This window comes from Pseudomonas triclosanedens (genome assembly GCF_026686735.1).
GTDB classification, from domain to species: domain Bacteria; phylum Pseudomonadota; class Gammaproteobacteria; order Pseudomonadales; family Pseudomonadaceae; genus Pseudomonas; species Pseudomonas triclosanedens.
In genome coordinates, this window is record NZ_CP113432.1 from 934,281 (window position 1) to 960,031 (window position 25,751).

At 65.6% G+C, this 25,751-nt stretch carries 23 protein-coding genes; 9 read left to right on the plus strand and 14 right to left on the minus strand.

The window, feature by feature from the left end:
• Window positions 1-127: 127 nt before the first annotated feature.
• The 4 genes from acnD to OU419_RS04475 all read right to left on the minus strand — a co-directional run bounded on the left by acnD (window position 128) and on the right by OU419_RS04475 (window position 5,729).
• Window positions 128-2,737, minus strand: a complete 2,610-nt coding sequence (gene acnD, locus OU419_RS04460; RefSeq protein WP_254471413.1) for a Fe/S-dependent 2-methylisocitrate dehydratase AcnD — start codon at window positions 2,735-2,737, stop codon at window positions 128-130.
• A gap of 2 nt (window positions 2,738-2,739) precedes the next feature.
• A complete protein-coding gene (gene prpC / locus OU419_RS04465) occupies window positions 2,740-3,900 on the minus strand; it encodes a bifunctional 2-methylcitrate synthase/citrate synthase (protein WP_254471188.1) in 1,161 nt (386 codons plus the stop codon).
• 222 nt (window positions 3,901-4,122) lie between these two features.
• Window positions 4,123-5,010 (minus strand): methylisocitrate lyase, encoded by an 888-nt coding sequence (gene prpB / locus OU419_RS04470; protein WP_254471187.1) that lies wholly within the window; start codon window positions 5,008-5,010, stop codon window positions 4,123-4,125.
• Window positions 5,007-5,729, minus strand: coding sequence for a GntR family transcriptional regulator (locus OU419_RS04475; RefSeq protein ID WP_254471186.1), 723 nt, complete (start codon window positions 5,727-5,729; stop codon window positions 5,007-5,009). The genes prpB and OU419_RS04475 overlap by 4 nt, the downstream gene beginning before the upstream one ends.
• A gap of 229 nt (window positions 5,730-5,958) precedes the next feature.
• On the opposite strand from OU419_RS04475, the gene OU419_RS04480 reads away from it, so the two are divergent.
• Window positions 5,959-6,570 carry a class I SAM-dependent methyltransferase gene (locus OU419_RS04480; RefSeq protein ID WP_254471185.1) on the plus strand — a complete coding sequence of 204 codons (612 nt, stop codon included), beginning with the start codon at window positions 5,959-5,961 and terminating at the stop codon, window positions 6,568-6,570.
• A gap of 263 nt (window positions 6,571-6,833) precedes the next feature.
• On the opposite strand, the gene OU419_RS04485 is transcribed toward OU419_RS04480, so the two are convergent.
• From OU419_RS04485 to OU419_RS04520, 8 genes are all read right to left on the minus strand, one after another.
• Window positions 6,834-7,283, minus strand: a complete 450-nt coding sequence (locus tag OU419_RS04485) for a hypothetical protein (RefSeq protein ID WP_254471184.1) — start codon at window positions 7,281-7,283, stop codon at window positions 6,834-6,836.
• Window positions 7,284-7,498: 215 nt separating this feature from the next.
• The gene (gene aauR, locus OU419_RS04490) at window positions 7,499-8,782 is read right to left on the minus strand and encodes a two-component response regulator AauR (RefSeq protein WP_254471412.1); all 1,284 of its coding nucleotides are present in this window, start codon (window positions 8,780-8,782) and stop codon (window positions 7,499-7,501) included.
• A 47-nt stretch (window positions 8,783-8,829) separates the two neighbouring features.
• Window positions 8,830-10,725: a sensor histidine kinase gene (locus OU419_RS04495; RefSeq protein WP_254471411.1), complete on the minus strand. Its 1,896-nt coding sequence runs from the start codon at window positions 10,723-10,725 to the stop codon at window positions 8,830-8,832.
• 80 nt (window positions 10,726-10,805) lie between these two features.
• Window positions 10,806-12,479, minus strand: coding sequence for a gamma-glutamyltransferase (gene ggt, locus OU419_RS04500; RefSeq protein ID WP_254471183.1), 1,674 nt, complete (start codon window positions 12,477-12,479; stop codon window positions 10,806-10,808).
• 70 nt (window positions 12,480-12,549) lie between these two features.
• A complete protein-coding gene (locus OU419_RS04505) occupies window positions 12,550-13,284 on the minus strand; it encodes an amino acid ABC transporter ATP-binding protein (protein WP_254471182.1) in 735 nt (244 codons plus the stop codon).
• Entirely contained in the window at window positions 13,281-13,949 is a 669-nt protein-coding gene (locus OU419_RS04510; RefSeq protein WP_254471181.1) for an amino acid ABC transporter permease, read from the minus strand. The genes OU419_RS04505 and OU419_RS04510 overlap by 4 nt, the downstream gene beginning before the upstream one ends.
• Window positions 13,946-14,692, minus strand: a complete 747-nt coding sequence (locus OU419_RS04515; RefSeq protein WP_254471180.1) for an amino acid ABC transporter permease — start codon at window positions 14,690-14,692, stop codon at window positions 13,946-13,948. The genes OU419_RS04510 and OU419_RS04515 overlap by 4 nt, the downstream gene beginning before the upstream one ends.
• A 370-nt stretch (window positions 14,693-15,062) precedes the next feature.
• Window positions 15,063-15,971 (minus strand): glutamate/aspartate ABC transporter substrate-binding protein, encoded by a 909-nt coding sequence (locus OU419_RS04520; RefSeq protein ID WP_254471179.1) that lies wholly within the window; start codon window positions 15,969-15,971, stop codon window positions 15,063-15,065.
• A 315-nt stretch (window positions 15,972-16,286) separates the two neighbouring features.
• Between OU419_RS04520 and OU419_RS04525 the strand changes: the two genes are divergently transcribed.
• Window positions 16,287-16,877, plus strand: a complete 591-nt coding sequence (locus OU419_RS04525) for a DUF4234 domain-containing protein (RefSeq protein WP_254471178.1) — start codon at window positions 16,287-16,289, stop codon at window positions 16,875-16,877.
• Here the strand turns inward: OU419_RS04525 and ada are convergent.
• Window positions 16,821-17,909, minus strand: coding sequence for a bifunctional DNA-binding transcriptional regulator/O6-methylguanine-DNA methyltransferase Ada (ada, locus tag OU419_RS04530; protein ID WP_254471177.1), 1,089 nt, complete (start codon window positions 17,907-17,909; stop codon window positions 16,821-16,823). The two genes, OU419_RS04525 and ada, sit on opposite strands and share 57 nt — an antisense overlap.
• A 115-nt stretch (window positions 17,910-18,024) precedes the next feature.
• On the opposite strand from ada, the gene OU419_RS04535 reads away from it, so the two are divergent.
• The 7 genes from OU419_RS04535 to OU419_RS04565 all read left to right on the plus strand — a co-directional run bounded on the left by OU419_RS04535 (window position 18,025) and on the right by OU419_RS04565 (window position 25,332).
• Entirely contained in the window at window positions 18,025-20,382 is a 2,358-nt protein-coding gene (locus OU419_RS04535) for an ATP-binding protein (RefSeq protein WP_268173082.1), read from the plus strand.
• 65 nt (window positions 20,383-20,447) lie between these two features.
• Window positions 20,448-21,629, plus strand: a complete 1,182-nt coding sequence (locus OU419_RS04540; protein WP_254471175.1) for a response regulator — start codon at window positions 20,448-20,450, stop codon at window positions 21,627-21,629.
• 73 nt (window positions 21,630-21,702) lie between these two features.
• A complete protein-coding gene (locus OU419_RS04545) occupies window positions 21,703-22,599 on the plus strand; it encodes a PA4780 family RIO1-like protein kinase (RefSeq protein ID WP_254471174.1) in 897 nt (298 codons plus the stop codon).
• Window positions 22,596-23,156, plus strand: coding sequence for a nucleotidyltransferase family protein (locus OU419_RS04550; RefSeq protein WP_408004921.1), 561 nt, complete (start codon window positions 22,596-22,598; stop codon window positions 23,154-23,156). Before OU419_RS04545 ends, OU419_RS04550 begins: the two co-directional genes overlap by 4 nt.
• A gap of 139 nt (window positions 23,157-23,295) precedes the next feature.
• Window positions 23,296-23,409 (plus strand): nucleotidyltransferase family protein, encoded by a 114-nt coding sequence (locus tag OU419_RS04555; RefSeq protein ID WP_254471173.1) that lies wholly within the window; start codon window positions 23,296-23,298, stop codon window positions 23,407-23,409.
• 258 nt (window positions 23,410-23,667) lie between these two features.
• Window positions 23,668-24,552, plus strand: coding sequence for an EamA family transporter (locus OU419_RS04560; RefSeq protein WP_254471172.1), 885 nt, complete (start codon window positions 23,668-23,670; stop codon window positions 24,550-24,552).
• Window positions 24,553-24,648: 96 nt separating this feature from the next.
• Entirely contained in the window at window positions 24,649-25,332 is a 684-nt protein-coding gene (locus OU419_RS04565; protein ID WP_254471171.1) for a hypothetical protein, read from the plus strand.
• Between the two features lie 12 nt (window positions 25,333-25,344).
• On the opposite strand, the gene cueR is transcribed toward OU419_RS04565, so the two are convergent.
• A complete protein-coding gene (gene cueR / locus OU419_RS04570; RefSeq protein ID WP_254471170.1) occupies window positions 25,345-25,746 on the minus strand; it encodes a Cu(I)-responsive transcriptional regulator in 402 nt (133 codons plus the stop codon).
• Window positions 25,747-25,751: the final 5 nt, after the last annotated feature.

Genomic DNA, 25,751 nt, shown 5'->3' on the forward strand with positions numbered 1-25,751 from the left:
GTCCTGGCAGATCGGTGCAGGAGAGGGCGATACCCGCGACCATCCCCTTATGGAAATCGATCGCAGGCAAGGCCCGCTCCCTCGGAGTATGTTCCGGCCCGCCATGAAGCGGGCCGGAGTCTTTACATCACGCCACGGACGACTCGAGGAAGTCCTTGGCAAAGCGCTGCAGCACGCCGCCGGCCTTGTACACGCTGACATCGGCAGCAGTGTCGAGGCGGCAGGTCACGGGTACCTCCACCACTTCGCCATTGCGGCGGTGGACCACCAGCGTCAGGTCGCAACGCGGCGAAATGTCGCCCTTGATGTCGTAGGTCTCGGTGCCGTCCAGGCCGAGGGTCAGACGGGTGGTGCCCGGCTTGAACTCCACCGGCAGTACGCCCATGCCGACCAGGTTGGTACGGTGGATGCGCTCGAAACCTTCGGCCACGATCACTTCGACGCCGGCCAGGCGTACACCCTTGGCCGCCCAGTCGCGGGACGACCCCTGGCCGTAGTCGGCGCCAGCGACGATGATCAGGTTCTGCTTGCGGTTCATGTAGGTTTCGATGGCTTCCCACATGCGCATCACCTTGCCTTCCGGTTCAACGCGAGCCAGCGAGCCTTTCTTCACTTCACCGTCCACCACGGCCATTTCGTTGACCAGTTGCGGGTTGGCGAAGGTAGCGCGCTGGGCGGTGAGGTGGTCGCCACGGTGGGTCGCGTAGGAGTTGAAGTCCTCCTCCGGCAGGCCCATTTTCGCCAGGTACTCGCCAGCCGCGGAGCTGGCCAGGATGGCGTTGGATGGCGAAAGGTGATCGGTGGTGATGTTGTCCGGCAGGATCGCCAGCGGACGCATGCCCTTGAGCGTGCGTTCGCCCGCGAGCGCGCCTTCCCAGTACGGCGGGCGGCGGATGTAGGTGGACATCGGGCGCCAGTCGTACAGCGGGCTCTCCGCTTCCTGCACGCTGCCCAGGTCGAACATCGGAATGTAGACCTGCTTGAACTGCTCGGGCTTGACGCTGGAGGCGACGATGGCGTCGATCTCTTCGTCGGACGGCCAGAGGTCCTTCAGGGTGACGGGGTTGCCGTTCCGGTCGGTGCCCAGCGGGTCCTGCTCGATGTCGAAGCGCACGGTACCGGCGATGGCGTAGGCAACCACCAGCGGCGGCGATGCGAGGAAAGCCTGCTTGGCATAGGGGTGGATGCGGCCGTCGAAGTTGCGGTTGCCCGAGAGCACGGCGGTGGAGTACAGGTCGCGGTCGATGATCTCTTTCTGGATTGCCGGGTCCAGCGCGCCGGACATGCCGTTGCAGGTGGTGCAGGCGTAGGCGACGATGCCGAAGCCGAGCTTCTCCAGCTCCGGCAGCAGGCCGGCTTCTTCCAGGTACAGCCTGGCGACCTTCGAGCCCGGTGCGAAGGAGGTCTTCACCCACGGCTTGCGTACCAGGCCCAGCGCGTTGGCCTTCTTCGCCACCAGGCCGGCGGCGACCACGTTGCGCGGGTTGGACGTGTTGGTGCAGCTGGTGATGGCGGCGATGATCACCGCGCCATCGGGCATCAGGCCCTGTGCTTCTTCGTTCTTGCCAGCCTGCAGCTTGGCTTCGTCGGCGATGCCGCGCTCGGTCAGTGCCGAGGTCGGCAGGCGGCGGTGCGGGTTGGACGGGCCGGCCATGTTGCGTACGACGGTGCCCAGGTCGAACTCCAGTACGCGCTCGTACTCGGCGGTTTCCAGGGCGGTGCTCCAGAGGCCGAGGGTCTTGGCGTAGTTCTCCACCAGCGCCACCTGCTCGGGCTCGCGGCCGGTGAGCTTGAGGTAGTCGATGGTCTGGTCGTCGATGTAGAACATCGAGGCGGTGGCGCCGTATTCCGGGCACATGTTGGAGATGGTCGCACGGTCGCCGATGGACAGGCTGTCCGCGCCCTCGCCGAAGAACTCGACATAGGCGCCGACCACGCGCTCCTTGCGCAGGAACTCGGTGATCGCCAGGACGATGTCGGTGGCGGTGATGCCCGGCTTGCGCTTGCCGGTGAGCTTGACGCCGACGATGTCGGGCAGGCGCATCATCGACGGATGGCCCAGCATCACTGTCTCGGCTTCGAGGCCGCCAACGCCGATGGCGATCACGCCCAGGGCGTCCACGTGCGGAGTATGCGAGTCGGTGCCGACGCAGGTATCGGGGAAGGCCACGCCGCCGCGCGCCTGGATTACCGGGCTCATTTTCTCCAGGTTGATCTGGTGCATGATGCCGTTGCCGGCCGGGATCACGTCGACGTTCTTGAACGCAGTCTTGGTCCACTCGATGAAGTGGAAGCGGTCCTCGTTGCGGCGGTCCTCGATGGCGCGGTTCTTCTCGAACGCGTCCGGGTCGAAGCCGGGGGCTTCAACGGCCAGCGAGTGGTCGACGATCAGTTGGGTAGGCACCACCGGGTTGACCTTGGACGGATCACCGCCCTGCTCGGCGATGGCGTCGCGCAGGCCGGCCAGATCGACCAGCGCGGTCTGGCCGAGGATGTCGTGACAGACCACACGCGCCGGGTACCAGGGGAAGTCCAGGTCGCGCTTGCGGTAGACCAGTTGCTCCAGCGAAGCCGTCAGGCTTTCCGGGTCGCAACGGCGCACCAGTTGCTCGGCCAGTACGCGGGAGGTGTAGGGAAGTTTGTCCCAGGTGCCGGCCTGGATCGCCTCGACTGCCTCGCGGGCGTCGAAGTAGTCCAGCGCGGTGCCGGGCAGGCGTTTGCGGAATTGAGTGTTCATGGTCATTTGCGATCCTTGAGCGGCACGAACTTCAGGTCTTCGGGGCCCGTGTAGTTGGCGCTCGGGCGGATGATCTTGCCGTCGATGCGCTGCTCGATGACGTGGGCGGACCAGCCGGCGGTGCGGGCGATCACGAACAGCGGGGTGAACATGGCGGTGGGTACGCCCATCATGTGGTAGCTCACGGCGCTGAACCAATCGAGGTTGGGGAACATCTTCTTGATTTCCCACATCACGCTTTCCAGGCGCTCGGCGATGTCATACATCTTGGTGTTGGACTGCTCGGCCGAGAGCTGGTGCGCGACTTCCTTGATCACCTTGTTGCGCGGGTCGGACACGGTATAGACCGGGTGGCCGAAGCCGATCACCACTTCCTTGCGCTCGACGCGGGCGCGGATGTCGGCTTCCGCCTCGTCCGGGTTGTCGTAGCGCTTCTGGATCTCGAAGGCCACTTCGTTGGCGCCGCCATGTTTCGGGCCGCGCAGCGCGCCGATGGCGCCAGCGATGCAGGAGTACATGTCCGAACCGGTGCCGGCGATCACCCGGGAGGTGAAGGTGGAAGCGTTGAACTCGTGCTCGGCGTACAGGTTCAGCGAGGTGTGCATGGCGCGCACCCAGGATTCGCGGGGCTTCTCGCCGTGCAGCAGGTGCAGGAAGTGGCCGCCGATGGAGTCATCGTCGGTTTCCACGTCGATGCGCTTGCCGTTGTGGCTGAAGTGGTACCAGTACAGCAGCGCGGAGCCGAGCGACGCCATCAGCTTGTCGGCGATGTCCCGGGCGCCCGGATGGTTGTGGTCGTCTTTCTCCGGCGACAGGCAGCCGAGCACGGACACGGCAGTGCGCATCACGTCCATCGGGTGGGCCGACGGCGGCAGGGTTTCCAGGGCGGCCTTGACGCCGGCCGGCAGGCCGCGCAAGGCTTTCAGCTTGGCCTTGTAGCCGGCCAGTTCGGCGACGTTGGGCAGCTTGCCGTGGACCAGCAGGTGGGCGATTTCCTCGAATTCGCAGCGGTTGGCGAAATCCAGGACGTCATAGCCACGGTAGTGCAGGTCGTTGCCGGTGCGGCCGACGGTGCACAGCGCGGTGTTGCCGGCGGCGGTGCCACTCAGGGCCACGGACTTCTTCGGCTTGAAGCCGGTGGTGGTTTCTGCGGTAGCGCTCATCGCGTGTCTCCTCATCAAATCCGGTTGCTTGTTCTTGTCCCCCGGCGTGGCCGGGATCTCGGTTCGAATCTGGTCGGCGGATAACGCCTGTGGCGTTATGCGCCCTACGGTGTATCAAGTCTGGCGTAGGGCGAATAACGCGAAGCGTTATCCGCCGTCACCGCCAATGGTGGATAACGCCTGGGGCGTCATGCACCCTGCATAAGGTTCAGGCTCGCGCGCTCACTTCTTGCCAGCGGCGAACAGTGCGTCGAGCTTCTGCTCGAAGGCGTGGTAGCCGATACGGTCGTACAGCTCCGCGCGGGTCTGCATCAGTTCGATCACGTTCTGCTGGTGGCCGTCCTGGCGGATCGCGGTGTACACGGCTTCGGCGGCCTTGTTGGCGGCGCGGAAGGCCGACAGCGGGTAGAGCTGGATCGCCACGCCGACCGAGGCCAGCTCGTCGCGGGTGAACAGTGGGGTGGCGCCGAACTCGGTAATGTTGGCCAGGATCGGCACGTTCAGCGCGTCGACGAAGCGTTTGTAGGTCGGCAGGTCGTAGGCGGCTTCGGCGAAGATCGCATCGGCGCCGGCCTCGATGTAGCGCTGGCAGCGCTCGATGGCGGCGTCCACGCCTTCGGCCTGGATGGCGTCGGTGCGGGCGATCAGGAAGAAGTTCGGGTCGGTCTTGGCGTCGGCAGCGGCCTTCACGCGGTCGGCCATTTCTTCGGTGGAGACGATTTCCTTGCCCGGACGGTGGCCGCAACGCTTGGCGCCGACCTGGTCTTCGATGTGGGCGGCGGCGGCACCGGCCTTGATCAGGTTCTTCACGGTGCGCTCGATGTTGAACGCGCTGGGGCCGAAGCCGGTGTCGATATCCACCAGCAGCGGCAGGTCGCAGACGTCGGTGATGCGGCGCACGTCGGTGAGCACGTCGTCCAGGGTGTTGATGCCCAGGTCCGGCAGGCCCAGGGAGCCAGCCGCCACGCCGCCGCCGGACAGGTAGATGGCCTTGAAGCCGGCGCGCTTGGCGAGCAGGGCGTGGTTGGCGTTGATCGCGCCGATCACCTGCAGCGGCTTTTCTTCGGCAAGGGCGTCACGGAAACGTTGGCCGGCGGTCTTGTTGCTCATTGCTCACCTCGTTCTTTGGCTGTCTTGGCTTGGGCGTCCAGGTAGTGACGCTCGATGTTGCGTTTCGATGCACCGATGTGACGGCGCATCAGGAGCTCGGCCAGTTCGCCGTCACGGTCGGCGATGGCATCGAGAATACGGTGGTGCTCGGCGAAGGCCTGGTGCGGCCGGTTGGGCGTGGCCGAGAACTGCAGCCGATACATGCGTACCAGTTGGTACAGCTCGCCGCAGAGCATGCGGGTAAGGGTGCGGTTGCCGCTGCCCTGGATGATGCGGTAGTGGAAGTCGTAGTCGCCTTCCTGCTGGTAGTAGCCGCGCCCGGCCTGGAACGCCTCGTCGCGCTCGTGGGTGTCGAGCACCCGGCGCAACTCGTCGATCTCGGCCTGGCTCATGCGCTCGGCGGCCAGGCGGCAGGCCATGCCTTCGAGGGACTCGCGGATTTCGTAGAGTTCCAGCAGCTCTTCGTGGCTCAGCGAGACCACCCGGGCGCCGACATGCGGCACGCGCACCAGCAGCTTCTGTCCTTCCAGGCGGTGGATCGCCTCGCGCAGCGGACCGCGGCTGATGCCGTAGGTGCGCGCCAGCTCCGGCTCGGAAATCTTGCTGCCGGGGGCGATCTCGCCCTTGACGATGGCGGACTGGATCTTGCGGAACACGTGTTCCGAGAGCGTCTCGCTATCGTCCTCTACAGGGCTCGTCAGAATCAGGCTATCGCTCATGGTGTCGACAATCTTGTTGATGTGTGGCGAAAGCTACCCTCCCGGATGGGGTTGGTCAATGAAGAAAACGTGAATTGTCGACAATCGTATAATGCGGGCCCCTGCTTATACCTCTATCGGGCGGTGCGGCAGGCAAGCCCGTGGAATTGGCGTATATCCCTTCGTCCGCGGGTATCCCGGCGAGGCGCAACCCCGCTAGCATCGGCGGAAAAAGAACGGGAGTTCTGTCATGGGAATCTACGACCGCTACCTGCTGCCGCGCCTGATCGACTTCGCGTGCGGCATGGGCGATGTGATGAAGCAGCGCTCGTTGCTGGTGCCGCGCGCGCGCGGGCGGGTGCTGGAGATCGGCATGGGCACCGGGCTGAACCTGTCGTTCTATGATCCGCAGAAAGTGTCGACAATCGTCGGCGTCGACCCGGCTGCGCAGATGCAGGGCCTGGCGCGCGAACGCGTCGCGCGTATCGGTGTCCCGGTGGAGATGGTGGCGCTGGAGCTGGGCGAGATCCGCGCCGATGCGGCCAGCTTCGACAGCATCGTCTGCACCTTCACCTTGTGCAGTATTCCCGACGCCGTGGCGGCGCTGAAGGAAATGCGTCGGGTGCTCAAGCCCGGCGGCGAATTCCTCTTCTGCGAGCACGGGCTGGCGCCGGATGCCGGTGTGCGCGCCTGGCAGCATCGGCTGACGCCCCTCTGGAGGCCGCTGGCCGGCGGCTGCCACCTGGACCGCGACATGCCGGCACTGATCGAGTCCGGCGGTTTCGCGATTCGCGAGCTGGTCCACGACTACCTGCCGGGCCCGCGTCCGATGACCTACGTGTACCGTGGCACGGCGGACTGACCCCGGCTTCCTTCCGGTTCAGGTGCCCGGGCGATGCGCTCCCGCCCGCAGGCGTGGCTTGGGCCAGCACCATACAAGGCACTGAGAGGGCGGCGGGGCAGCCCGCCTCGCGCAGCGTCGCCGGCGTGTGCGGCGACTGCGGTGTGTGGCGTGCTCCTGGCGCCGAGCTGCTTGCGCGGCGTAGCGGAACTGGCCGAGCGCCCCGGCTATCCCGCTCAAGCGCTGCATCGGCGCTTTCGCAGGATGGAGCCGGGCGCGGCGGATCAGAGCTGGATGTCGTCGCGGATCAGCACGCAGGTGCAGCCGGATTCGTCTTCGCGCCAGTCATGCAGGAAGTACATCTGGATCTTGCCGCCATCCATCACTGCCAGGTAGTCGCCCACTTCCGGAACGAAGAAGCCGGGAGTGCCGGGTTCGCCTTCGGCCTCGATGCGCGCGCTGAAGAACAGCGCCGGGTCAGCGTCGTCGAAGAAGTCTTCGCGCTCGGCTGCGTCCCACTCCTGGGGGGCTTCGAAGGGACCGAGGAAGAGAACCTTGGCGTCGCCCATGTCCAGTTCCTCGGCGTCCGGGTCGTTGTCGTCCGGGCGGTAGACGGTGGCGTCCAGCGCCTGCTCGTCCGCGAGGATGGCGCGGCGCGAGGCCAGGCGTTGCTGAGGGTCGACGCCTGCGTCGGCGCAGAGCTGGTTCCAGAGGGTTTCGGCTTGGGTGGACATGATGGCTCCCGCTCGTGCGGCCGGTGGAAAGGGTGATAGTGTCGGGGGCCGCTGGCGTCAGATCAATGGGCGCTGTAGTCGCGGGATGCTCTTGCCGGAGCGGGCCGCGTCCGTTCCCGCGACGGCTCGGATGTACGGGGCGACGCCTGCCACGAGAACCGTCGGCGCGGCTACGCAACACAACGGAGGCATCACCCGTCCTGGGGTTCTGCCGGTCACTCGCCCTTCAGCCCGTACTTCTTCACCTTGTCGAACAGCGTTGTCTTGGCCATTCCCAGCGCATGCGCCGCCTGGCTCAGGTTGCCGGCGTGGCGTTCCAGGGCGGTGACCAGCAGGCTCTTCTCGAAGGCTTCCACCGCTTCGGCGAAGCGCGGCTCGCCGGCATCCGGGCCGAGGTTGCCGCCGGCCAGCACCGGCAGGCCGAGGGCGAAGCGTTCGGCGACGTTGCGCAGTTCGCGCACGTTGCCTGGCCAGTCGTGGGCCATCAGGGTCGCCGCGGTGGCGTTGTCGATGGTCGGCGCCGGGCGGTCGAAGCGTAGTGAGGATTGTTGCAGGAAGTGTTCGAAGAGCATCAGGATGTCTTCGCGGCGCTCGCGCAGCGGTGGCAGGTTCAGGGTGACGACGTTGAGGCGGTAGTAAAGGTCGCTGCGAAAGCTGCCTTCCCGGCCCATTGCGGCAAGGTCGGATTTGGTCGCGGCTATCACCCTGCAGTCCACGCGGATCAGTTCGTTGGAACCCAGGCGCTCCAGTTGCTGCTCCTGCAGCACGCGCAGCAGCTTGATCTGCAGGTTCAGCGGCATGCTCTCGATTTCGTCGAGGAACAGGCTGCCGCCGTCGGCGTGCTCGATCTTGCCGATGCGGCGCTTGCCGGCGCCAGTGAAGGCGTGGGCTTCGTGGCCGAATATCTCGCTGTCGATCAGGCTTTCCGGCAGGCCGCCGCAGTTGAGCGCGACGAAGGGTTTGGCCTGGCGCCGGCTGTAGTCGTGCAGGCAGCGCGCGACCAGTTCCTTGCCGGTGCCGGTCTCGCCTTCGATGAGCACGTTGGCGGAGGTGTCGGCGACGTTGGCGATCAACTCGCGCAGTGCCTGCATGGCCGGCGAACGACCGATCAGGCGGCCTTCCAGAGCCTGGCGGCCGGCGAGTTGGCGGCGCAACTGGCTGACTTCGCGAGTCAGCGCGCGCTGGGCAAGGGCGCGGCGCGCGGTGTCCACAAGCTTCTCGGGGGAGAAGGGTTTTTCCATGAAGTCGTAGGCGCCGTCGCGCATGGCCTTCACGGCCATGGCAATGTCGCCGTGACCGGTGATCAGCACCACCGGCAGGCTCGGATCGAGCGCCTTGAGCCGCTCCAGCAGTTGCAGGCCATCCATGCCGGGCATGCGGATGTCGCTGACGACGATGCCGGGGAAGTCCGCGCCGACTTTCTTCAGCGCTTCCTCGGCGCTGCCGACGCCGTCGCTTTCTATGTCTTCCAGGGAGAGTGCCTGCTGGCAGCCGAGCAGTACGTGGGGGTCGTCCTCGACGATCAGGACGCGCAGGGATTCTTCGCTCATGCGGGGGGCTCCATGTCCGGCAGCAGCGGGAGGTACAGCTCGAAGGCGGTGCCGCCGGCTTCCGGGTAGGCCACGCTCAGGTTGCCGCCGGCGGCGGTGGCGAGGCTGGCCGAGAGGGTCAGGCCCAGGCCCAGGCCGAGTTCGCCGGGCTTGGTGGTGAAGAAGGGTTCGAACAGGTGCCGGCGGGTGTCGGGCGGGATGCCGGGGCCGTTGTCGCGTACTACCAGGCGGTAGCGGTCGGTGCCTTCGGTGCGGCCTTCCAGCCAGAGCTGGCGATCTTCCTGGCTGCTCATGGCGTCCAGGGCGTTGGCTATGAGGTTGACCAGGATCTGCTCCAGGCGGGTCTGGTCGATGGCCAGGCGGGCGTCGGGGTAGTCGCGGTGCAGGTTTACCGGCACCTGCTTGAGGCGTACCTGCAGGACCATCAGCGCGGCGTCCACGGCTTGCCCCAGGCGAGCCTGGCCGTGGTCGTCGGCGCGGCGGGCGAAGGCGCGCAGGCTGGCGGTGATGCGGCCCATGCGGTCGACCATGTCGTTGATGGCTTCGAGGTTGCTGCTGGCAACGTCCAGCCTGCCGCGGGCGAGGAAGCGCACGGTGTTGCCGGAGAGCGTGCGCAGCGCGGCCAGCGGCTGGTTGAGTTCGTGGGCGATGCTGGTGGACATCTGTCCGATCACCGCCAGCTTGCCGGCCTGCACGAGGCGGTCCTGGGCCTTGCGCAGCGTGTCTTCGGCCTGGCGGCGCTCGCGGATCTGTTCGCGCAGGTGCTGGTTGCTGGCGCGCAGGTCGCTGGTGCGCTCGGCGATACGGCGCTCCAGCGCATTGTTGGCCTGTTCCAGCGCTTCGCGGGCGGCGAGGCGGGTGGCGATCACCTTGCGCCGCTCGTTCCAGGCGATCAGCAGGAAGGCCAGAACGGCGAAGCCCAGGGCGGCGAGCATGCCGTGGATCATGGCTTCGCGGCGCAGGTCCTGCACGGGTGTGAGCAGGGTGAAGTTCCACGGGGTGTCGTTCAGTTGGCGGCTCTGCATCAGGTAGCTGACGGGCCGGTGGCCGTCGCCTTCGGGGGACTGCGGCGGGAAGCTGATCGCTTCCACGCCGTCGGCCAGGCGCTGGCGCGACAGTGGCTGCCATTCGTTGAGCGCCCACCAGTAGTACTGCAGGCTGCGGGCGAGGCGTTCCTTGTCCTGGTCGCTGAGCGGGCGCACCGCCTTCAGCCGCAGGGTGGGATCGCTGGAGAGGATGATGATGCCGTTCTCATCGCTGACGAAGGCTTGCAGGCGCGCCTTTTCCCAGCGTTCCTCAAGGGCTTCCATCTTCACCTTGACCACCGCGACGCCGACGATCCGCCCGCCGTGCACTAGCCCGTGGGCCAGGTAGTAGCCGGGCTCGCCGGTGGTGCTGCCGATGCCGTAGAAACGGCCGGGGCGGCCCTGCACGGCGTCCTGGAAGTAGGCGCGGAACGACAGGTCCTCGCCCAGGTAGCTGTCCGGGTCCTGCCAGTTGCTGGTGGCCAGCACCCGGCCAGAGGTATCCAGCAGGTATACCGCGCGGCTGCCGGCGCGGCGGTTGAGTCCTTCGAGGTACTGGTTGACCCGCTCGCGGTGTGCGGGTGTCGAGTCGAGCAGCAGACGCGTGACGCTGCTTTCCAGCTCCAGCAGGCTGGGCAGGTAGGTGTAGCGGCTGATCTCGCTTTCCACGCCGCGGGCGTGCAGCTCCAACTGGCGTTCGCCGGTCTCGATCAGGGCGCGGGTGCCGGCGCCTTCGCTGATGAGATAGCCACCGTAGCCGAAGCCCAGGGTGAGCAGGAGCAGCAGGATAGGCAACAGGAGGTTGCGCAGCAGGCGTGGCTTCACGGTCAGCGATGATGGCAATGGGCTGGACGCGCATTGCAGCACAGTCGCCGGGACCGAGCCAGCCCGACGCCGGGGGGCGGCGATGGACTGGCTCGGGTACCACACGGTGCGTCTCGCGCGGGTTACTGGGCAACCACCATTCCGACGCCGCGGCCACGCGGATCGGAGGCGGTTTCCAGGGCCTTGCCGTTCACACGGATGGCCTGGATGTCACCCATGTTCCAGCCCTGGTCTTCCAGGGTGTAACCCATGCGCTTGAGCTCGTCGGCGACCTTGCCGGTGAGCGGTGCGTAGGCGTCGTAGTAGATGGTGTCCTTGGGCAGCAACTGATGGTGCACACGCTGCGCTGCCACGGCCTTCTCCAGGGGCAGGTGGAAGTCGTAGACGTTGTTCAGGACCTGGAAGATCGAGGTGAAGATGCGCGAGCCGCCGGGTGTGCCCAGCACCAGGCTGACCTTGCCGTCGCGGGTGACGATGCTCGGGCTCATGGAGGAGAGCATGCGCTTGCCCGGCTCGATGGCGTTGGCGTCGCTGCCGACCACGCCGAAGGCGTTGGCCACGCCGGGCTTGGAACTGAAGTCGTCCATCTCGTCGTTGAGCAGGAAGCCGGCACCCTTGACCACCACGCCGCTGCCGAAGTCCCAGTTGAGGGTATAGGTGTTGCTGACGGCGTTGCCGTCCTTGTCGACGATGGAGAAGTGCGTGGTCTGGTGCGGCTCCAGGCCCGGACGGACCTTCTCGGTTGGCGAGATGGCGTTGGGGTTGACCTCGGCGGCGCGCTTGGCGATGTACGCGGGGTCGGTCAACTGGGCGACCGGCACTTTGGAGAAGTCCGGGTCGCCCAGGTAGTCGGCGCGGTCGGCGAACACGCGCTTCTCGATTTCCGAGAGCAGGTGGATGTACTTGGCGGAGTTCAGTTCCACGCCCTTGAAGTCGGCGGCGCGCTGTTCCTTGATGCCCAGCAACTGGGCCAGGGCGATACCGCCGGAGCTGGGCAGCGGCGCGGTGTAGAGGGTGTTGCCCTGCCAGTCGACGCGCATCGGCTCACGCCACTTGGTGGTGTATTCGCTGAGATCCTGCGCGGTGATCAGGCCGCCGTCCTTTTTCATCTGGGCGACCAGCAGCCTGGCGGTCTCGCCCTTGTAGAAGTCGTCCGGGCCCTTGTCGGCGATGCGCTCCAGGGTCTTGGCAAGCTCCGGCTGCCTGAAGGTCTCGCCCGGCTTCATGGTGCCGAAGTAGTCGCCGAAGTTGGTCTTGCCGTTGAACAGCGCGATGGCGTCCTGGCGATACTGGTATTGCTGGTCGGCGACCTTGAAACCGCTCTGCGCGTAGCCGATGGCCGGGGTCAGCAGCTCGCTCCATTGCAGCTTGCCGAAGCGCTTGTGGGCTTCCCACAGGCCCATCACGGTACCCGGTACGCCGGCAGCCTTGGCGCCTACCAGGCTGAGGTTCTCGATCACCTCGCCCTTGTCGTCGAGGTACATGGTCTTGGTTGCGGCCTTCGGCGCGATCTCGCGGTAGTCGAGGAAGTACGGTTTGCCGTCGACGTACAGAGTCATGAAACCGCCGCCGCCGATGTTGCCGGCCTCGGGGTAGGTGACGGCAAGGGTGAAGGCGGTGGCGACTGCTGCGTCGACCGCGTTGCCGCCCTTCCTGAGGATGTCGGCGGCGACCTTGGCGCCGTACTGGTCAGGCGCTGCGACCGCGCCACCGTCCAGGGTGGCGGCGAAGACCGAGGAGCTGGCGGCGATGATCGCGACGCCAAGAGGCAGTTTGCTGAAGTGGAGCACGCGCATGGAACTTCCTTAGTTGTTCTTGTGTTTGCGGTGAGGTCGAACGCCCCGGCTGGACGGGGCGTTCGGGGGATCAGTGCGGCAGGATCTTGGCGAGGAACTGCTGGGTCCGTTCGGCGCGGCCCTGCAGGTCGCCGAAGAACTCTTCCTTGGCGCAGTCTTCGACGATCTGCCCGCGGTCCATGAAGATCACCCGGTCGGCGACCTTGCGCGCGAAGCCCATCTCGTGGGTCACGCACATCATGGTCATGCCTTCGTGGGCGAGCTGGACCATCACGTCGAGCACCTCGTTGACCATCTCCGGGTCGAGCGCCGAGGTGGGTTCGTCGAACAGCATCACGATCGGGTCCATCGCCAGTGCGCGGGCGATCGCCACGCGCTGCTGCTGGCCGCCGGAAAGCTGACCGGGATGCTTGTGCGCATGGGCCTTCAGGCCAACGCGGTCGAGCAGCTTCATGCCCTTGTCCATCGCCTCTTCCTTGCTCCGCCCCAGCACCTTGCGCTGGGCGATGGTGAGGTTCTCGGTGATGGTCAGGTGCGGGAACAGCTCGAAGTGCTGGAACACCATGCCGACACGCGAGCGCAGCTTCGGCAGGTCGGTCTTCGGGTTGGCGATGGAGGTGCCATCGACGGTGATGTCGCCCTTCTGGAAAGGCTCCAGCGCGTTGACGCACTTGATCAGGGTCGACTTGCCCGAGCCGGACGGTCCGCAGACCACCACGACCTCGCCCTTGGCGACCTGGGTGGAGCAGTCGGTGAGGACCTGGAAATCGCCATACCACTTGCTGACGTTATCGATGGAGATCATAGGGCTAACCTTTTCTGCAGGCGCTTGACCGCGAACGAGGCGGTGAAGCTGATGACGAAGTAGACGAGACCGGCGAAGATCAGGAACTCATGGGGCTGGCCGATGATGTCGCCACGGGAGCGGGCGGCATTGAGGAAGTCCATCAGGCCGACGGAGTACACCAGCGAGGTGTCCTGGAACAGGATGATGCTCTGCTGCAGCAGCAGTGGGGTCATCTTGCGGAACGCCTGGGGCAGGATGATCAGGCGCATGCACTGGCGGTAGGTCATGCCCAGGGCGTAGGCGGCGCCCATCTGGCCCTTGGGGATGGCCTGGATGCCGGCGCGGACGATCTCGCAGAAGTAAGCCGCCTCGAACATCATGAATGCCACCAGGCACGAGGTGAACGCCCCCACGGGGGTGTCCTCGCCGGTGATCCAGCGCAGGATGAACGGCACCGCGAAGTAGAACCAGGTGATCACCAGCAGCAGCGGGATCGAGCGGAAGTAGTTGACGTAAAGGCCGGCGATGTTCGACAGCAGCTTGTTGTGCGACAGGCGCATCAGCGCCAGCACGGTGCCCAGCACCACGCCGCCGACTACGCCCAGCACCATCAGCTGCAGGGTAGTGACCATGCCTTCCCACAGGCCCGGCAGGGCCGGGACGATCTGGCTGAAGTCCATCATTTGCCTCCCACGGAAATCAGGCCCGGTACCGCGACCTTCTTCTCGATCATGCGCATGGTCAGCATCAGGCTCATGTTCAAGGTGAAGTAGATCAGCGTGGCCAGGGTGAAGGCCTCGAACAGGTTGGCGCTGAACTCGGCGGTCTGCTTGGTCTGCGCCAGCAGTTCCATGAGGCCGATCAGCGATGCAACCGAGGAGTTCTTGAAGACGTTGAGGAACTCGGAGGTGAGCGGCGGAATGATGATGCGGAAGGCTTGCGGCAGCAGCACGTGGCGATAGATCGCCGGAAGACGGAAGCCCATCGCGCTGGCGGCGGCGAGCTGGCCCTTGGGCAGCGCCTGGATGCCGGTGCGCACCTGTTCGCAGACGCGTGCCGCGGTGAACAGCCCCAGGCACACGACGACGCTGATGAAAGCCGAGGTTTCCGGTGCCAGGCTCAGCTTGAACCAGTCCTGGATCGGCTGCGGCAGATAGTCCGGCACCAGGAAGTACCAGATGAACAACTGCACCAGCAGCGGCACGTTACGGAAGATTTCCACGTAGGCGGTGGCGATCCCCGACAGCCAGCGGTTGGGTAGGGTACGCATCACACCCAGCAGCGAGCCGAGCGCCAGGGCGATGAGCCATGCAGTGAGCGAGACCGCGATGGTCCAGCCCAGGCCGGTGATGTACCAGTCCAGGTAGCGCTCGTCGCCGATGCCGGTGGACTTGAGGAAGACGCCCCAGTCCCAGTTGTAGTTCATGTCGGGTTTCCCCTCGATTGCAGTGCACGGTACGGAGCCGGAAGCGGGCGCAAGACCGCCCGCCACCCGCGGATAGCGGATGCTCCGGGCTCTTCAGAAGGAGTCGTGGGCCGGGAGCGCCTGGCTGGCGCTCCCGATCCCCAGCGCGTTGCCGCCTTGTGGGCGGAGCGCGCGCGACCTGCGGAACCAGGTCAGGATCTGCTGCGCATCGGCAGAACTGCGTTGAAGGCAGGTCCGGGATGCTGCGCTGTCACCTCAGCTCCCTCACCCACTGACTCGCTGCGCCCGCTTCGGGCCAGCCTGAAGGCCGGTGCTCCCGTTGATCGTTGCGCATGGTTCTGCTCTAGCTCGCGAGATACTGAACCGGCTCCTACATCTGCTCGGCAGACTTGTCGGTCGGATTGGCGATCAGCTTCTTGAGCTCATCACTCATCGGGAAGTTGAGGTTCAGGTTCTTCGGCGGAATCGGCTGCATGAACCACTGGTCGTAGATCTTGTTGATCTCACCCGAGGCGAAGGTGTCGGAGATGGCCTTGTCGACCGCCTTCTTGAACGGCGCATCGCCCTTGCGCACCATGCAGGCGTAGATCTCGTAGGACTGCGGCTTGCCGACCACGTGCCAGTCGTCCGGCTTCTTGGCCTTGGCCATTTCGCCGTAGAGCAGCGCGTCGTCCATCATGAACGCCACCGCGCGGCCGGATTCGAGCATCAGGAAGGACTCGCCGTGGTCCTTGGCCGAGATGATGTTCATGCCCATTTTCTGCTCGGCGTTCATCGACTTGAGCAGGCGCTCGGAAGTGGTGCCGGCGGTGGTCACCACGTTCTTGCCCTTGAGGTCCGGGAAGTCGTTGATGCCCGAGCTGGTCTTGGTCAGCAGGCGGGTGCCGACTTCGAAAATGCCGACGGAGAAGTCGACCTGCTTCTGGCGCTCCAGGTTGTTGGTGGTGGAGCCGCACTCGATGTCCACTGTGCCGTTCTGTACCAGCGGGATGCGGGTCTGCGAGGTGACCAGGTTGTAGCGCACCTTGAGGTCGGGCAGGTTCAGCTCTTTCTTCAGGGCTTCGACGACCTTCAGTTGCAGGTCGTGGGAGTAGCCCACCGGCTGGCGCGGGTCGGTGGCGAGGTAGGAGAAGGGAATGGAGGCGTCACGGTGGCCGAGGGTGATAGTGCCGGATTCCTTGATCTTCTTCAGGGTTCCGGTCAGTTCTTCGGCGACGACGGGAGTGGCGAGCAGCGCTGCGACAATGGCGGCGCCCAGCGCACGGGGTGCGAAACGCATGGAATCTACCTCGACTGGTTGTGTTTGTTATTCAGTCCTGCGAGCGGCGTGTCTCACTCAGGCCGTCGCATGTTCGAGGTAGGCAGGAGCAGGCTCTGTGCCAACTTCTCGAGTTGATCGCAACCTGTTGAATTTAAAGGCTTTTAATTGATCTTTTGGCGATCTCGGCGTGGCCTCTCGTTCGGCTGGCCGGACAGTCGGCATATTTTTGTTCGGAAATCCGAACGAATTCGCGTGGGGAATGCCGTCGGTCGTATTGGCCAGAGCTCGTCAATCGCCGACAATGCGCGCCTGACTGCAAAGGAACGATGTGTCATGGAGATGGACAACCCCTACCGCGCCCCGGAGGCTTCGTTGGTCGAGAGCAGCGAGGCGACGCGGGCGCGCTCGTTCTTCGTCACCTCGCTGGGCAAGATGGCGGTGCTCTACGTGCTGACCCTCGGCCTGTACAACCTCTACTGGATGTACAGGCACTGGTCGATCCAGCAGCCGCAGATGCAGGAAAAGATCTACCCGGCGATGCGCAGCATCTTCTTCATCTTCTTCATCCACTCCCTGGCCCGGCGCGTGCGCGCGGCATTGTCGGAGACGTCGCGCCGTGCCTGGAGCGGTGGCGAGGATGCCACCTGGGCGGTGGTGTTGCTGATCGCCTCGAATGTCCTCGACCGGTTCTCCAGCCACATCCCGGTGTTGAGCCAGTACAGCCTGCCGCTGCTTCTGCTGGGGCTCGCGCCGCTGATTCCGCTGGCGAACATCCAGCGCCGCGCCAACGAGGCCGCCGGCGATCCGCTGGGTGAGAGCAACGCGAAGATGACCCGCTACAACGTGCCGTTCCTGATCGCCGGCGGCCTACTCTGGTGCCTGATCCTGATCGGCATTGCCGGGGAGTTCGCGGGCGTTGCCTGAGGCGCTTTCGCGGCGCAACAGTTCCCGCTTGCGCGGCAGCCCCCAGCGATAGCCACCTTCGCCTGCGCCGCCGACCACCCGGTGGCAGGGCACCAGCAGGCCGACCGAGTTGCTCGCGCAGGCACGGGCGATAGCCCGCGGGTGGCTGCCCAGTTGCTCGGCCAGCTCGCCGTAGCGCCGTGTTTCGCCACTGGGAATGCGCGTGAGCGCGCGCCAGACGCGAAGCTGGAAGGCGCTGCCGTGCAGGTCCAGCGGCAGGTGGGCGGCCTGTTCCGGTTCGTCCAGTTGAGCCAGCACCTGCCGCAGCCAGTCACCCAGCCCGTCATCGTCGCGCACCCGCTCGGCGGCGGCGAAACGTTCGCCCAGTTGCCGCTCCAGCTCGTCGGCATCGTCCGCGAAGAGCAGGGCGCAGATACCCTTGTCGGTCGCCGCGAGCAGCATCTGTCCCAGCGGGCACGGCGCGATCGCGTAGCGCAGGCGTTCGCCTGCGCCCTTTTGCCGGCGTTGCGCGGGTGTCAGTGGCGCAGCGTTCTCGTACAGCGCGCGGGTGCCGGAGTAGCCAGCCTCCAGCGCGGCATCCAGTACCGAGCGTGATTGCGGCAGGGCGGCGGCCAGGCGCTGCTCGCGGCGTGACTCGGCCCAGGCGCGCGGAGTGAGGCCGGTACGGGCCTTGAAGGCGCGGGCCAGGTGCGAGGCGGACAGGCCGATGCGGCTGGCCAGCTCGTCCAGGGTTGGCGGTTTCTCCGCCCGGTCGAGGATTTCGCAGGCGGCTGCCACCAGCGCGTCCATCTGTTCGCGCGGGCTCGGCCCATTGGGCGCGCAGCGCTTGCAAGGGCGGAAACCGGCGGCCTCGGCGGCGGCCGGGTCGATGTGGAAGGCGACGTTGCTTCGCGACGGCCGGCGCGCCGGGCAGTTGGGACGGCAATAGACGCCAGTGGAGCGCACACTGAAGACGAAACGGCCCTCGAAACGCGGATCGCGCTCGCAGATGGCCTGCCAGCAGCGCTCGGGGTTCAGTTCGATGCTCATCATGGCGAGCCTCCAGGGAATGCTACGTTGGGGGAAATTGTCGGCCCGGCAGCTCGGGCCGGCAATCCGCATCGCGTTTTCAAACTGCGGGCTACGCTTGCCGGAGTCCGTTTCGAGAGTGCTTGCCTTGCCCCGATTTCGCTTCTGCTGCCTGCTGCTCGTCGTGCTGTGTGCGCCACTGCATGCGGCTAGCCTTGCGCTGACCGAGCAGGAGCGAGCGTTCGTACGTGCCCACGAGCCGATCCGCGTAGGGCTTTTTCGCGCCGGCTGGCCACCCTTCGAGGTGATCGACGAGTTCGACCAGTTCCACGGCATCAGTGCCGACTACCTGCAATTGATCTCCACCCGGCTCGACATGAAGGTCCGCCCGGTGCTGTTCAATACCTGGGACGAGGTACAGGCCGCCGTGCAGGCCGGCGAGGTGGACCTGCTGCCGTCGATGGCGATGACCGAGGAGCGCCAGCGCTACCTCAGTTTCAGCCAGCCGTATCTGCTGACCAGCAGCCTGATCTTCGCCCGGCGCGACAGTACCATCCGTGTGCTCGACGACCTCTCCGGGCGGCGCGTGGCAGTGGAGCAGGGCTATGCCGTGCAGGAGCTGCTGAGCAAGGCCGTGCCGGGTGTCGCCTTCGTGCTCAGCGACGACTCGGCCGGTGCGCTGAAGGCGGTTTCCACCGGCAAGGCCGATGCCTATGTGGGCAACCTGATCACTTCCAGCTACCTGATCGAACGCTTGAGCCTGAGCAACCTGGAAGTACGCGGCGACAGCGGCCTGGGTAACAGCCAGGTACGTTTCGCGGTGCGCAAGGAGCTGGCGCCGCTGGTGCCGCTGATCGATCGCGCGCTGGGCAACATCGCGCGCAGCGAGCAGGAGGAAATCCAGGCGCGCTGGCTGCCGTCGCTGGATATGTTCGACTGGATGAACCTGTTGCGCATCGCCTGGCCCTGGGTGGTCGGCGTGCTGGCGCTGCTGACCTTCGTGCTGGTGTGGAACCGGCGCCTGTCGATCCAGGTGGCCGAACGCGCCCGCGCCGAAGCCGAGGAGCGTCGGCAGCGCAGCACGCTGCTGGCGCTGATCAACGCAATTCCCGACCCGATCTGGTTCAAGGACACCCAGGGCCGCTACCTGGGCGTCAACCAGGCATTCGCCGATTGCCTGGGGCGGCGGCCGGAGCAGATCATCGGACGCAACGACCGCCAGTTGTTCAGCCGCGCCGCCGGGGCTGGCCGGCAGGAACGCGATCACCAGGCGCTGACCGGCAGCGACCCCTACGGCAGCGAGGGTTGGGTGGTCTACCCGGATGGCCGGCGGGTGCTGTTCGACACCTTGCGCAGTGCCTTCCATGACGACCGCGGCCGGCTGCTGGGGCTGGTTGGGGTGAGCCGCGACGTCACCGCCCGCAAGTCCACCGAGGTGGCGCTGGCCCAGGCCCGCGATCTCGCCGAGGAGGCCGCGCAGCTCAAGAGCGACTTCCTGGCCAACATGAGCCATGAGATCCGTACGCCGCTGAACATCATCATCGGCCTCGCGCACCTGTTGCAGGAGACCACCCTGGACCAGCAGCAACTGGATTACCTGGGCAAGATTCAGGGCTCGGGGCAGTACCTGCTGGAGCTGATCAGCGACATCCTCGACCTGTCGCGGGTCGAGGCGGGCAAGCTGGAGTTCGAGCGTATCGCCTTCGACCTCGAACGCCAGCTCGGCGAGCTGTTCGACCTGCTCAGCATCCGCGCGGCCAGCAAAGGGCTGGCGGTGCGCTGCGAGATCGACCCACGGGTACCGGCCCAGGTGGTGGGCGACTCGCTACGCCTGCGGCAGATCCTGATGAACTACGCCAACAACGCACTGAAGTTCACCGAACGCGGGGAGGTGGTGTTGATTGTCGAGCTGGAGCAGGAGGACGAAGACAGCCTGCTGCTGTACTTCGGCCTGCGCGATACCGGGATCGGTATCGACCCGGCGCAGCAGGATCGCCTGTTCGAGTCGTTCCGCCAGGCCGACAGCTCGATCACCCGGCGCTACGGCGGTTCGGGCCTTGGGCTGGCGATCTGCAAGCGGCTGGCCGAGGCGATGGGGGGCAGCGTTGGCGTGGAAAGTGTGGAGGGGCAGGGCAGCCTGTTCTGGTGCCGCCTGCCGATGGGGCGGGTGGACGATGCCCAGGGGCTGAGCCTGGAAAGCATCAGCCACGTGTCGACGGTACCCGCCGCGCTGCCGGCACCGCCGGTCGCAGCGCCGGGAGCCGTGGAAAGCGGCGCCGACGTGGCGGAGGTCGAGCGCGTCTGCCGCCGTCTGGCGCAGTTACTGGCCGCCGACGACCCGCGTGCCGGGCGGCTGTTGGGCGAGCGTGCAAGCCTGCTGCGCAGCGTCTTCAATGAGGGGTACGAGGGCATCTCGAACAACGTGCGCCGCTTCGAGTTCGAGCATGCCCTGGAAAGCCTGGTGAATCTTGCGAGGGAGCGCGACATCAGGATCTGAACGCCGGCGCGACCGCAAGGTCCGATCCGGTGCCGTGTGGCAGTCTGATCGATGAGGGGAATGCAATGGATAGCATGCTGGACCGGCCGGAACAGGAGCTGATCCTGGTGGTGGATGACCAGCCGGACAACCTGATGCTGATGAGCGAACTGCTGATGGACCGCTATCAGGTTCGCGTCGCATCCAGCGGCGTCAAGGCGCTGCGCCTGGTGCAGGGCGACCCGCGACCGGACCTGGTGCTGCTCGACATCATGATGCCGGAGATGGACGGCTACGAAGTCTGCCGACAGCTCAAGGCCGACCCGCACACCCGCGACATCCCGGTCATCTTCCTCACCGGCATGGTCAATGGCGCCGATGAGCAGAAGGGCCTGGATCTGGGCGCGGTGGACTACATCACCAAACCGATCAGCCCGCCGGTAACCCTGGCGCGCATCCGCGCGCACCTGAACCTCAAGGCCAATGCCGATTTCCTGCGCGACAAGAGCGAGTACCTGGAACTGGAAGTGCGCCGCCGCGCCCGCGAGCTGCAGGCGATCCAGGATGCCACCCTGGAGGCTATGGCGACGCTCTGCGACCTGCGAGACAACCCCCACAGCCATCATCTTGCGCGGATCGAACACTACATGCGTCTGCTCGGCAGCACGCTGGCGCTGCGGGACGAGTTTGCCGCCGAGCTGTCGGTGGAGAACATCGAGCTGCTGGCGCGCTCGGCGCAACTGCACGATATCGGCAAGGTCGCGGTGCCCGACCGCATCCTGCACAGCCCCGGGCAACTGGAAGAGGCCGACCGGCTGATCATGCAGAGCCATACCACGGTGGGCCGCGACGCGCTGGCGGCGGCGGAGCGCAAGCTCGGCTATCCGGCGGATTTCCTGCGCTATGCCAAGGAGATCGCCTACAGCCACCATGAACGCTGGGACGGCGGCGGCTACCCCGAGGGCCTTTCCGGCGAGCGGATTCCGCTGGCGGCGCGGATGCTGACGCTGATCGACTGCTACGACGAGCTCACCAGCCGGCACGCCTACCACACACCGTTGTCGCCCGAAGACGCGGCGGGGCGGATCCGCGCGGGCGGTGGCAGCCAGTTCGATCCGCGCCTGGTGGAAGCCTTCTGCGAGGCGGCGGAAGGCTTCGCCAGCATAGCCCTGCGCTATGCCGACAGCGACGAGGCGCTTGGCGCAGAATTGCAGCGGCTGGAGGACGCAGTTACCGAGAGCATCGAATTGACACCTCCGGAGCCATGATCGCGCTGGGCGGCTCCGGGGTATTGCCGTATAAGGTGCGACAGCGCCGGACAGAGGTAAGCCAGGAAATTTGATGAAGACCCCGAAACGCATTGAACCGCTGATCGAAGACGGGCTGGTCGACGAAGTCGTGCGACCGCTGATGAGCGGCAAGGAAGCCTCCGTCTATGTGGTGCGCTGCGGCGACGAGCTGCGTTGCGCCAAGGTCTACAAGGAAGCGAACAAGCGCAGCTTCCGCCAGGCCGCCGAGTACCAGGAAGGGCGCAAGGTGCGCAACAGCCGCCAGGCGCGGGCGATGGCCAAGGGTTCGAAGTATGGCCGCAAGGAGCAGGAAGAAGCCTGGCAGAACGCCGAAGTGGCCGCGCTGTTCCGCCTGGCCAGTGCGGGCGTGCGCGTGCCCAAGCCTTATGATTTCCTCGACGGCGTGCTGCTGATGGAAATGATCGCCGACGAGGATGGCGATGCCGCGCCGCGCCTGAACGACGTGGTGATGGAGCCGGAACTGGCGCGGGAGTATCACGCCTTCGTGATCCGCCAGATCGTCATGATGCTCTGCGCGGGCCTGGTGCACGGCGACCTGTCCGAGTTCAACGTGCTGGTCGATGCCAACGGCCCGGTGATCATCGACCTGCCCCAGGCGGTGGATGCCGCCGGCAACAACCACGCCTTCCGCATGCTCGAACGCGACGTGGGCAACATGGCCGCCTATTTCGGCCGCTTTGCGCCGGAGCTCCGGTATACCCGCTACGCCAAGGAAATGTGGGCGCTCTACGAGGACGGCAAACTGCAGCCCGACACGCCGCTCACCGGGCATTTCGACGATCCCGAGGATGAAGCGGATGTCGACGCCGTGTTGCGCGAGATCGCCGATGCCCTGCGCGAACAGGAGCGCCGCGAGGCCGGACGCGCTGCCCAGGATGGCCCCTCAAACCGGGACGAACCGCCACCCCCACCGTGGGAACAGGCTTGAGCACACTGCGCGGCGAGGCGGACATCCTTGCCCTGATCGCCGCGCAGCCTGAACGCATGTGCTGGCTGCGCGGCGTGCGCGATCACGGCCCGGAAGGCGCCTGGATCGGCGCCGGCTTCGTGCGCAACACCGTGTGGGATGCGCTGCACGGCTATGCCGAGGCTACGCCGCTGGCGGATGTGGACGTCCTGTACTTCGTCGCTGATGATCTTGCCGCCGAGACCGATGAGGCGTGGGAACGACATCTGCGGAAGGCCTGCCCCGGCGCGCCGTGGTCCGTGCGCAACCAGGCGCGCATGCACCTGCGCAATGGCGACTCGGCCTATTCGGACTGCGGCGATGCGATGCGTCACTGGCCGGAAACCTGTACCGCAGTGGCGCTACGGTTGTGTGGCGAACGGCTGGAATTGCTGGCGCCGCTGGGGATCGACGACCTGCTGGCGCTGCGTGTTCGGCCCACCGAACGCTTCCGCGCCAAGCCGCACCTCTACCGTGAGCGCCTCGCCGCGAAGAACTGGCCGGCACGCTGGCCGAAGCTGCGCATGGAGCCGCTTTAGCCGCACTCCCGGCGCCCTGCTCGTCGGAGGATGGGTGGAGCGTAGCGATACCCATCAATCCAGCGGCCCCAGCATGGGTATCGCTGCGCTCCACCCATCCTACAAACTGGCGCCGCAGGGGACCGACGACCTGTTTGGGATGCGTGTTCGGCCCACCGAACGCTTCCGTGCCAAGCCGCACCTCTACCACGAGCGCCTCGCCGCGAAGAACTGGCCGGCTCGCTGGCCGAAGCTGCGCGTGGAGTCGCTCTAGCCGCAATCCCGCCGTCCTGCTCGTCGTAGGATGGGTGGAGCGTAGCGATACCCATCAACTCGGCGGATCCATCAATCCAGCGGCCCTAGGATGGGTATCGCTTCCACCCATCCTGCAAACCGCTTCTCCCGCGACCTGGGTGCGGGCTGCCCAAGGCTTCTTCCCGATTTTGCGGGGCAACTGTAAGGCCGCAACTGTATCCATACATTTCAGGCGCGGGCTGTTAGCGTTGCTTCATCCCACTCCGAGCCATCCGCCATGCCGCTGCGCCATGTTCTCCTTGCCCTGCTGGTCACTCTGATCTGGGGCGTCAACTTCGTCGTGATCAAGGTCGGCCTGCACGACTTTCCGCCGCTTCTGTTTTGCGCCCTGCGCTTCGCCCTCGCGGCGCTGCCGCTGATTTTCCTGCGTGGCCCGTTGCCCGCGCCGTTCTGGCGCATCGTGCAGATCGGCGTATTGCTGGGCGTGGTGAAGTTCGGCCTGCTGTTCGTCGGCATGCACCTGGGCATGCCGGCCGGGCTGTCTTCGCTGGTGCTACAGAGCCAGGTGTTCTTCACCGTATTGATCGCCGCCGCCTTCCTCGGCGAGCGTCCGACGCCGCGTGCCCTGGCGGGTCTGGCGCTGGCTGCTGGCGGCCTGCTGCTGATCGGCCTGGAGCGGCCGCTGGGCGACAGCCTGCTGGCGTTCCTGCTGGTGATCGCCGCGGCGCTGGCCTGGGCGTTCTCCAACATCGCCACCAAGCGCTCCGGTGCCAGCGACATGCTGCGCCTGATCAGTTGGGTCAGCCTGATCCCGCCGTTGCCGCTACTGGTGCTGTCGTGGTTCTTCGAAGGCCCCGAGACCATCGGGCATGCCGTGCTGAACATCAACTGGGGCGGGGCGGGCGCGCTGCTCTATATCGCTTTCCTTGCCACCACCGTCGGCTTCGGCCTGTGGAGCTTCCTGCTGCGCCGCTATCCGGCCAGCCAGGTGACGCCCTTCGCGCTGGCGGTGCCGGTGTCCGGCCTGCTGTCGGGTTGGCTGTTCCTTGGCGAAGCGCTGACCGCCCAGGACTGGGTGGCGTGCGGGCTGGTGTTTGGTGGTCTGGCTGTAAATGTGTTGCCAGGCTCGTTGTGGCGTCGACGTGCAGCAATAGGCAACTGATTGGATTGCTGCAACTGATCGAGCAGTGGAGACTCCTGTTCCAAATTCTGGAAGGGATATCTGTAGATGCGATCAGCTTTCGTATCAGTGGCTTGTTTGACCGCGCTGCTTCCATTGGCGGCGCAATCTGCGCCTGGAGACAGTGACCTTAAACAGGCGCGTGAGCTTCTGGCTATGTCACAGAGCTCGATCAAGGACTACGACCTCCTGATTGCAAATGGAGGGACTGATCCTGCTGTGCAGGCTCAGTTTGTCAATTATGTGACCTTCGCACGAGAAGCATTGCCTGCCTTGCGGCGCTCCGCTGCTGCAGGAAATGCTGCGGGTCAGTATCTATTGGCGCTGACACTAAGAATTCCCATAGCGGACAACTTGGCTGAGCGGGAAGAGGTTTGCGATCAAATGATACGCAGCGCGGCGCAGCACTTTCTGCCGGCGGTGCTGGTCGGTCCCGCTATCTGTCAGGAGCAGATGGCGCAACTGGATATCCAAGATGGGCTGGTTCAAGCGCTAGAGCAGGCATCGCGTGATGCCGGGTATTATCCGATACAGTTTCCTGGTTATCGCCTTTGTGGGAGTAACCCGCATGCTGCATTTCCTCTTCCCGAGCTGACGCAGAAAGAGCTCGAAGTTGAGGCTTACTACGATCTTGCACTGCGTACGAAAGAGGTCGATCGCGCTTCGCAGGACAGAAAACTGGTCTACCTGCGAAATGCAAGGGATCGAGGTTGCGAGCATGCAGATCAGGCAGTGACAGCGCTTGAAGGTCGCTTGAAGTAAGTTTGCGGTCACTTACTTGCAGCAGTTCCCCGACTCCAGGTCCTTGAGAATCGGGCAGTCCGGCCGGTGATCGCCCTGGCAGTGGTCGCTCAGCTCCTGCAGGGTGTTGCGCAGGCTGGTGAGCTCGGAAATCTTGCGGTTCAGCTCGTCGATATGACGGGAGGCCAGGGATTTCACGTCGGCGCTGGCGCGCTGGCGATCCTGCCAGAGCTCCAGCAGTTGGCCGACTTCTTCCAGCGAGAAACCGAAGTCCCGCGAGCGGCGGATGAAGGCCAGGGTGTGCAGGTCTTGGTCCGTGTAGTGGCGGTAGCCGCTGGCGCTGCGCCCGGCGGGGGCGAGCAGGCCGATGGATTCGTAGTAGCGGATCATCTTCGCGGTCAGGCCACTTTTCTTCGCCGCTTCGCCGATGTTCATGGCGG

Bases quoted from the DNA above. Each gene is read 5' to 3' on its own strand.
- OU419_RS04480 (WP_254471185.1), top strand. From the start codon at position 5,959: ATGGGAATCTACGACCGCTACCTGCTGCCGCGCCTGATCGACTTCGCG.
- OU419_RS04510 (WP_254471181.1), bottom strand. From the start codon at position 13,949: ATGATGGACTTCAGCCAGATCGTCCCGGCCCTGCCGGGCCTGTGGGAA.
- cueR (WP_254471170.1), bottom strand. From the start codon at position 25,746: ATGAACATCGGCGAAGCGGCGAAGAAAAGTGGCCTGACCGCGAAGATG.
- OU419_RS04505 (WP_254471182.1), bottom strand. From the start codon at position 13,284: ATGATCTCCATCGATAACGTCAGCAAGTGGTATGGCGATTTCCAGGTC.
- ggt (WP_254471183.1), bottom strand. From the start codon at position 12,479: ATGCGCGTGCTCCACTTCAGCAAACTGCCTCTTGGCGTCGCGATCATC.
- prpB (WP_254471187.1), bottom strand. From the start codon at position 5,010: ATGAGCAACAAGACCGCCGGCCAACGTTTCCGTGACGCCCTTGCCGAA.
- prpC (WP_254471188.1), bottom strand. From the start codon at position 3,900: ATGAGCGCTACCGCAGAAACCACCACCGGCTTCAAGCCGAAGAAGTCC.
- acnD (WP_254471413.1), bottom strand. From the start codon at position 2,737: ATGAACACTCAATTCCGCAAACGCCTGCCCGGCACCGCGCTGGACTAC.
- OU419_RS04485 (WP_254471184.1), bottom strand. From the start codon at position 7,283: ATGTCCACCCAAGCCGAAACCCTCTGGAACCAGCTCTGCGCCGACGCA.
- OU419_RS04555 (WP_254471173.1), top strand. From the start codon at position 23,296: ATGCGTGTTCGGCCCACCGAACGCTTCCGTGCCAAGCCGCACCTCTAC.
- OU419_RS04515 (WP_254471180.1), bottom strand. From the start codon at position 14,692: ATGAACTACAACTGGGACTGGGGCGTCTTCCTCAAGTCCACCGGCATC.
- OU419_RS04520 (WP_254471179.1), bottom strand. From the start codon at position 15,971: ATGCGTTTCGCACCCCGTGCGCTGGGCGCCGCCATTGTCGCAGCGCTG.
- OU419_RS04525 (WP_254471178.1), top strand. From the start codon at position 16,287: ATGGAGATGGACAACCCCTACCGCGCCCCGGAGGCTTCGTTGGTCGAG.
- OU419_RS04475 (WP_254471186.1), bottom strand. From the start codon at position 5,729: ATGAGCGATAGCCTGATTCTGACGAGCCCTGTAGAGGACGATAGCGAG.
- OU419_RS04545 (WP_254471174.1), top strand. From the start codon at position 21,703: ATGAAGACCCCGAAACGCATTGAACCGCTGATCGAAGACGGGCTGGTC.
- ada (WP_254471177.1), bottom strand. From the start codon at position 17,909: ATGATGAGCATCGAACTGAACCCCGAGCGCTGCTGGCAGGCCATCTGC.
- OU419_RS04540 (WP_254471175.1), top strand. From the start codon at position 20,448: ATGGATAGCATGCTGGACCGGCCGGAACAGGAGCTGATCCTGGTGGTG.
- OU419_RS04560 (WP_254471172.1), top strand. From the start codon at position 23,668: ATGCCGCTGCGCCATGTTCTCCTTGCCCTGCTGGTCACTCTGATCTGG.